Annotated in this window: 8 protein-coding genes; 5 read left to right on the top strand and 3 right to left on the bottom strand. The window is 59.4% G+C overall.

The window, feature by feature from the left end; translation table 11 throughout:
- Nucleotides 1-642 (bottom strand): FAD-binding protein (locus tag QZ268_RS18460; protein WP_295455443.1); only part of this gene is annotated, 642 nt, incomplete at its 3' end.
- A 150-nt stretch (nucleotides 643-792) separates the two neighbouring features.
- Between QZ268_RS18460 and QZ268_RS18455 the strand changes: the two genes are divergently transcribed.
- Entirely contained in the window at nucleotides 793-1,149 is a 357-nt protein-coding gene (locus QZ268_RS18455; RefSeq protein WP_295455441.1) for a hypothetical protein, read from the top strand.
- A gap of 115 nt (nucleotides 1,150-1,264) precedes the next feature.
- Nucleotides 1,265-1,714 (top strand): ribose 5-phosphate isomerase B, encoded by a 450-nt coding sequence (gene rpiB, locus QZ268_RS18450; RefSeq protein WP_295455439.1) that lies wholly within the window; start codon nucleotides 1,265-1,267, stop codon nucleotides 1,712-1,714.
- A gap of 49 nt (nucleotides 1,715-1,763) precedes the next feature.
- Here rpiB and rlmH read toward each other — a convergent pair whose 3' ends face one another.
- Nucleotides 1,764-2,234: a 23S rRNA (pseudouridine(1915)-N(3))-methyltransferase RlmH gene (gene rlmH / locus QZ268_RS18445; protein ID WP_295455438.1), complete on the bottom strand. Its 471-nt coding sequence runs from the start codon at nucleotides 2,232-2,234 to the stop codon at nucleotides 1,764-1,766.
- Between the two features lie 105 nt (nucleotides 2,235-2,339).
- A complete protein-coding gene (gene rsfS, locus QZ268_RS18440; RefSeq protein WP_295455436.1) occupies nucleotides 2,340-2,771 on the bottom strand; it encodes a ribosome silencing factor in 432 nt (143 codons plus the stop codon).
- A 394-nt stretch (nucleotides 2,772-3,165) separates the two neighbouring features.
- On the opposite strand from rsfS, the gene leuC reads away from it, so the two are divergent.
- The 3 genes from leuC (at nucleotide 3,166) to QZ268_RS18425 (ending at nucleotide 6,528) form a co-directional block, all read left to right on the top strand.
- Nucleotides 3,166-4,572: a 3-isopropylmalate dehydratase large subunit gene (leuC, locus tag QZ268_RS18435; RefSeq protein ID WP_295455434.1), complete on the top strand. Its 1,407-nt coding sequence runs from the start codon at nucleotides 3,166-3,168 to the stop codon at nucleotides 4,570-4,572.
- Between the two features lie 13 nt (nucleotides 4,573-4,585).
- A complete protein-coding gene (leuD, locus tag QZ268_RS18430) occupies nucleotides 4,586-5,191 on the top strand; it encodes a 3-isopropylmalate dehydratase small subunit (protein ID WP_295455432.1) in 606 nt (201 codons plus the stop codon).
- A 503-nt stretch (nucleotides 5,192-5,694) separates the two neighbouring features.
- Nucleotides 5,695-6,528: a hypothetical protein gene (locus QZ268_RS18425; protein WP_295455430.1), complete on the top strand. Its 834-nt coding sequence runs from the start codon at nucleotides 5,695-5,697 to the stop codon at nucleotides 6,526-6,528.
- Nucleotide 6,529: the final 1 nt, after the last annotated feature.

Here is a 6,529-nt window from a genome sequence, read left to right as displayed (position 1 = left end):
GCCAAGCTGCCCTTCGGATCCGCAGATCAAGCCCAAGAGATCAAGGCCTTCGGCGTCCAGGAATGCACCGCCGATTTCGGTAATTGTGCCATCCATCAGCACCATGGTGACGCCCATCAGGTTATTGGTGGTCACGCCGTATTTCAGGCAATGCGCCCCGCCCGAGTTCATCGCGATGTTGCCCGCGATCGCACAGGCCAGCTGCGACGACGGATCGGGCGCATAGAAAAACCCGTCCGCCTCGACCGCACCGGTCACGCTCAGATTGGTGCGCCCCGCCTGAACCCGGATGAACCGGTTGTCGTAATCGGTTTCCAGCACACCGTTCATCCGCGCCACGCCCAGGATCACGCTGTCGGCCGTCGGCAAAGCGCCCCCCGCCAGCGAGGTGCCTGCCCCGCGCGGCACCACTGGCACGCCCTCTTCATGGCAGATCCGCAGGATATCCGAGACCTCCTGCGTGGTGCGCGGCAAGACAGCCAGCAACGGCGGGCAGCGATAGGCAGCCAAGCCGTCGCACTCATAGGCGCGCGTTTCCATTTCATCCTGGATCACCGCATCACTTGGCAGCACCGCTGCCAAACGGGCAGCAAGATGCGCCTTGCGGGCCAGAATGGTGGAATTGGGGACAGGCATCTCCATGGGGCTCTCCTTTGGCGGCGCGACATCTGGTAAAGTAATATTACCAATTACCCCATTCAAGCAAGCACGAAGTTGTCACAGCGGATAAACCAAGCAGGCAGACACGCCTTCGTGACTGTACCACCACCGCAGAAAGGCTAGGGTATATCCATGCAACGCCCTCTCTTCTCCCTCCTGCTTGCCTTCATGGCGCTGCCCGCTCTGGCCGACGCCCCAAAAATCGAAGCGGTCACTGCAGTGCCCTCTGGCACCACATGGCGCTTTGATGTCACCCTGTCCCACCCGGATACCGGCTGGGACCACTATGCCGATGGCTGGCGGGTGCTGGATATGCAGGGCAATGAGCTGGGGCTGCGAGTGCTGGCCCACCCCCATGTCCAGGAACAGCCCTTTACCAGTTCCCTGTCCGGCGTGGTGATCCCTACGGGCACGACCCAGGTCCAAATACAGGCGCGCTGCCTGGTCGATGGCTGGGCAGACGCGCTGTTTGTGGTTGACCTCAAGTAACACCTGCAGCCCTTTGTCCAACAGCAACACCCGCCTCGTCCTTGCAGAAAGGGGCATCTTGTGACACAGGTCTGGCAATTCGCCACCTCCTCCTTTGCTACGGGACACCCCTGCCATGACAGCCTCAAAACGCGTCGTTCTTTCCAGCGATCACGCCGACATTCAGCTTCGCCAGACCATTGCCGATCACATCGCAAGCCAAGGCTGGGAAGTCATTGATATCGGCCCCACCACATCGGACAGCACAGATTACCCCAAGCACGGGCGCGAAGCCGCCGAGCGCGTGGCCTCGGGTGACTGTGATCTGGGTGTTATCGTCTGTGGCACCGGTCAGGGCATCATGATGGCCGCAAACAAGGTCAAAGGCATCCGCTGTGGCGTCTGCACCGATACGTTTTCCGCCCGCATGATCCGCCAACACAATGACGCCAATATGCTGTCAATCGGTGCGCGGGTTGTGGGAAAAGGCCTGGCGCTGGATATCGTCGACGCCTTCCTGTCCGCAGAATTTGAAGGCGGTCGCCATGCCACCCGCATGGAAATGATTGAACCCGCGGAAGACTAAACAAGACGGCGAGGCGCGGCCGGGCTGGTCCCGGCGCGCCTGTGCGCGCTCAGCTTCGGTGATAGGGGCTGCCTGACAGGATGGTGGCGGCGCGGTAAATCTGCTCGGCCAGCATCACCCGCACCAGCATATGCGGCCAGACCATTTTCCCAAATGACAGTGAGAAATCCGCCTCGGCGCGCAGACTGGGATCAATGCCGTCCGCGCCGCCAATGATCAGCGCCAGATCCTGGCGCCCGGAATCGCGCCAGCTGCCCAGACGGTCGGCAAAATCGGGCGAGCTGAGCAGCTTGCCCCGCTCATCCAGGGTGCAGATCACCGCCCCCTTGGGCAGGGCCTTGCGCAGCAAACCCGCCTCGGCGCCCATGCCGGCGTTTTTCTTATCTTCGACCTCAACGATGCGGGCCGGCCCCAGCCCCAGCGCCCGCCCGGTGCGGTCAAACCGTGTGAGATAGTCGTCGATGAGGGTCTTTTCAGGCCCAGCGCGCAGACGTCCAACCGCGCAGATATGTATACGCATCGGAAGGGCCCTCGCTGGGAATTACGGCATAAAGCGACCTGTCGCGCTAGACACAGCAGAGACGGCACCCAAACAGGGCGCCACCTCCAGTGTCAAAACCGCAGCTTAGGCGCCATCCTGACCAGGGGTCACGCCGGGCTGCCAGAGCTTTTCGATCTGGTAGAACTCGCGCACTTCCGGGCGGAACAGATGCACAATCACATCGCCGGTATCAATCAAGACCCAATCGCCGGTGTCGCGACCTTCGACCTTGCTGAGAATACCATATTCCTGCTTCAGGCGATCGGTCAGCTTTTCCGCAATCCCTGCCACCTGACGGCTCGAACGACCCGTCGCAATGACCATGAAATCGGCGATCGCCGTCTTGCCGCGCAAATCAATCTGCACAACCTCTTCGGCTTTATCTTCATCCAGAGAGCTCAGGATCCGCTCCAACAATACAACATTGGATGGGCGGCTCTTGGCAGCACCCTCGGCTGCCTCGCTAGCAGCGGCAACAGCCGCTTGAGGTTCGGTCGACAGAACACTGTCCTCCATAAGGCGCGCCGACCCTCCCCCGGCGCTGGGGATATGCTAAAAATAGCAATTCCCGCGCCACATTTCAATAAATGCGGCAACGGGGCTCGAATCATCGACACTCTCTGCCTGATCTGCCGCCGCACCGAAAGAGGGAACACATCATATTTACAAGGATTCAAAGGAAAGTTTGCCCAGATTACGGCGTTCTGGCCAAGCCAGCCCTTGATCGCCTGCCCGCCCCCCTGTATCTGACGCACATGACCCTCGTATTGGCCCAGACTATTGAGTTGCAAGATCGCGCCCGCCTGCGCGAGCGATTCTATGGTGCCGCCCGCACGGTCCTGGCGCGCCTATAATCGGCAGCCCACGCCCTACGCCAGCTACTCACAATTGAATATACGGGAGAGGACACATGTCCCCCAAAACGCTCTATGACAAGATCTGGGATGCGCATGTTGCGCATGAAGCAGAGGACGGCACCTGCCTTCTTTATATTGACCGCCACCTGGTCCACGAAGTGACCAGCCCGCAGGCCTTTGAAGGTCTGCGCCTGGCCGGCCGCACTGTGCATGCGCCGGACAAAACGATTGCAGTGCCGGATCACAACGTCCCCACCACTGAGGGCCGCGATGATCCTTCGCAAATGACGCCCGAAAGCCGCATCCAGGTCGAGGCGCTCGACAAGAACGCCCGCGAATTTGGCGTGCACTACTATCCGGTCTCTGACGTGCGCCAGGGTATCGTGCACATCGTCGGCCCGGAACAGGGCTGGACCCTGCCCGGTATGACCGTAGTCTGCGGCGACAGCCACACTGCCACCCACGGTGCCTTTGGCGCCCTGGCCCATGGTATCGGCACCTCCGAGGTGGAGCACGTGCTGGCCACCCAGACCTTGATTCAGAAAAAATCCCTGAACATGAAGGTTGAGATCACCGGCAAGCTCAACCCTGGCGTCACTGCCAAGGACATCACCCTGGCGGTGATCGGTGAAACCGGCACCGGCGGCGGTACCGGCTATGTCATCGAGTATTGTGGCGAGGCGATCCGTGATCTGTCGATGGAAGGTCGCATGACCGTCTGCAACATGGCAATCGAAGGCGGCGCCCGCGCCGGACTGATTGCACCGGATGAAACCACCTACGCCTATGTCAACGGTCGCCCCCACGCCCCCAAGGGCGCCCAGTGGGAAGCCGCGCTGAACTGGTGGAAGACGCTCTACACCGATGAGGGCGCGCATTTTGACAAGGTTGTCACCCTGCGCGGCGAAGACATCCAGCCGGTTGTGACCTGGGGCACCTCGCCCGAGGATGTGCTGCCGATCACTGGTGTGGTGCCTAACCCCGAAGATTTTGAGGGTGGCAAGGTTGAGGCCGCGCGCCGTTCGATCGAATACATGGGTCTGACCCCCGGTCAGAAACTGACCGACATCGAGATCGACACCGTTTTTATCGGTTCCTGCACCAATGGCCGCATCGAAGATTTCCGCGCCGTGGCCGAAGTGGTCAAAGGCAAGAAGATCAAAGACGGCATGCGGGCCATGATCGTTCCCGGCTCTGGCCTGGTTCGCGCCCAGGCCGAAGAAGAAGGTCTGGCGGATATCTTCCGCGAGGCAGGTTTTGAATGGCGTCTTGCGGGCTGTTCCATGTGTCTGGCGATGAACCCCGATCAGCTGTCCGAAGGTGAGCGCTGCGCCGCGACTTCGAACCGCAACTTTGAGGGACGTCAGGGCTACAAGGGCCGCACCCATCTGGTGTCGCCGGCCATGGCCGCCGCAGCTGCCCTCACCGGCAAGCTGACCGACATCCGTGATTTGATCTGAAGGAGCGAGACAGATGGATAAGTTTCAAAAACTCACCGGCATCGCCGCCCCTATGCCCCTGGTCAACATCGACACTGACATGATCATCCCCAAGGTGTTCCTGAAGTCGATTGCACGGACGGGCTTTGGCAAGAACCTGTTCGACGAGATGCGCTATAATCGCGACGGCAGCGAAATTGCTGATTTTGTGCTGAACAAACCCCAGTATCGCAACGCCGAGATCCTGGTGGCTGGCGACAACTTTGGCTGTGGCTCCTCGCGGGAACACGCGCCTTGGGCGATTGCCGATTTTGGCATCAAATGTGTGGTCTCCACCTCCTTTGCCGACATCTTCTTCAACAACTGCTTCAAGAACGGCATCCTGCCGGTTGTTCTGCCACAAGAGCAGGTCGACCTGTTGATGAAGGACGCGGAAAAGGGCGCAAACGCCCGCATGACCGTGGATCTTGAGGCCCAGGAAATCACCACCTCGGACGGGGAAGTGATCAAGTTCGAGGTTGATAGCTTTAAGAAGCAATGCCTGCTGGAAGGGCTGGATGACATCGGCCAGACCCTGCAAAAGCAAAGCGCGGTTCACACCTACGAAGACAAGATGGCGCAGGAACGTCCCTGGGTCTAACCACCGCGCTTCCAGCGCTGCGTGCCTTTAGGGCCGCGTGCAGATCGAAATTGAATACAGCCGCTCCAGAACTCTGGGGCGGCTGTATTCATCCGGGCAGCCACTTTTGGGGAGCAAAGCCCAGCCACCAAAAGCTGTGGCCACACCATTTGAGTGCAAATTAAGACAAATGTGCCACAAATGCGCCACATTCCCACCCCCTTGGCCTTGCCCAATCCAGCTTCAAATCGGACTGGGGGTCTAACGCCCTGCAACCACAAGATCTGGTATAAGCTGGACAAGTTGCTGATAGGTTTGGCCAAAATTGATGCATTCGGGCATCAGCCCCCATAGCTTTCTTAAGGAAAATCAAACTTCCGCAATTGGAAACTTGAGCCCGGCAGCCAATCCATGCAGAAATGGGGCAAAATTGAGGCGCGCATTCTGGGCAGTCCAGGATGCATCAAGTTGGAACAAGGGCACGGCAAAGTACCGTCCAGTCCAGTTTGAAGGGAAAAAAAGCAGTGATTGCTCGCATATCAGGCGCGGCAACTCGTAGTGTATTGGTTGCATTGCTGATCGCAATGCCATCGATGTTACTGCCGGTTTCTGCCACAGAATCTCCAGAGATCATCGTCCTGATGGCGATCCTTGGCGGAGCGTTGACCTTTGCCGAGTATTTCTCCAACTATCCCAGCTTTGTCGAATTTCGCGAGGCGCCACCGCTGAACCGAATGCGGTTTATCGCGGCCTTTGTTATGGTCGGTCTGCTCAGCCTGCTGACGCGTCATCCGCTGGACCCAACCGGTCTTACCGCGCTGGTGCAGAGCCTGGGAACGCAGCTGGGCGAGGCCCTGGATTTTGCCTACTCTCCAGTGCAATTGACGGTTTTGATGCTGCCACTGGACACCCCCAGCGAAAGCCTTCAGCTAACCCGGAGCGCTGCCGGCATCGCCTATCTTGTCTCGGCACTGGCGACCCTGGGCTTTATTATCGCCATACGGATCGGCAACTGGCCTGTCGCCAATGGCGCCTTTAATGTCTGGGTGAACCTACCGCTGTTTGATCCCACCACCGGTGGCGATGTTGTCAGCCGGCTGCAGCGGGATGGCCGTATCAATATCGTCATCGGGGTGTTGCTGCCCTTTGCCATTCCCGCCATGATCAAACTCATGTCCGGCCTGATAGATGTCAGCCAGCTCACCTCCCCTCAGATGTTGGTTTGGGTGATAACGGCCTGGGCCTTTGTCCCGGCCTCGATGATCATGCGCGGGCTGGCGATGCTGCGGGTCGCCGATTTGATCGCGCAGAAAAGACGGGCCGTCTACGCCCATGCCGAAACCCTCCAGGCTGTATGAT

It is taken from the genome of uncultured Pseudophaeobacter sp. (assembly GCA_905479575.1).
Classification (GTDB): domain Bacteria; phylum Pseudomonadota; class Alphaproteobacteria; order Rhodobacterales; family Rhodobacteraceae; genus Pseudophaeobacter.
Note: the sequence above shows the minus strand (reverse complement) of the source record. Positions and strands in the feature narration are given on the sequence as shown.